This window comes from Pseudoalteromonas sp. BSi20652 (genome assembly GCF_000239855.1).
Classification (GTDB): Bacteria; Pseudomonadota; Gammaproteobacteria; order Enterobacterales; family Alteromonadaceae; genus Pseudoalteromonas.
The window spans coordinates 1-206 of the sequence record NZ_BADT01000247.1 but is presented as its reverse complement, the minus strand read 5'-3'; the positions used below and the strand labels follow the sequence as shown (position 1 = coordinate 206).

The 206-nt window shown below is 44.2% G+C and carries 1 tRNA gene; it reads left to right on the top strand.

Features of this window, described 5'->3' with window-relative positions:
- The first annotated feature begins 112 nt into the window (after positions 1-112).
- Positions 113-188: transfer RNA gene (locus P20652_RS00585), tRNA-Thr, on the top strand.
- Positions 189-206: the final 18 nt, after the last annotated feature.

Here is a 206-nt window from a genome sequence, read left to right as displayed (position 1 = left end):
GAGGATTGAAAATCCTCGTGTCGGTGGTTCGATTCCGCCTCTGGGCACCATTATTTAAGTAATGGTGTTTAGTTAAACATTGTTACGCGTGCCTTAGCACACAGTTTTGTGTGCCGACTTAGCTCAGCTGGTAGAGCAACTGACTTGTAATCAGTAGGTCAACCGTTCGACTCGGTTAGTCGGCACCATTTATTTTACTAATTTAC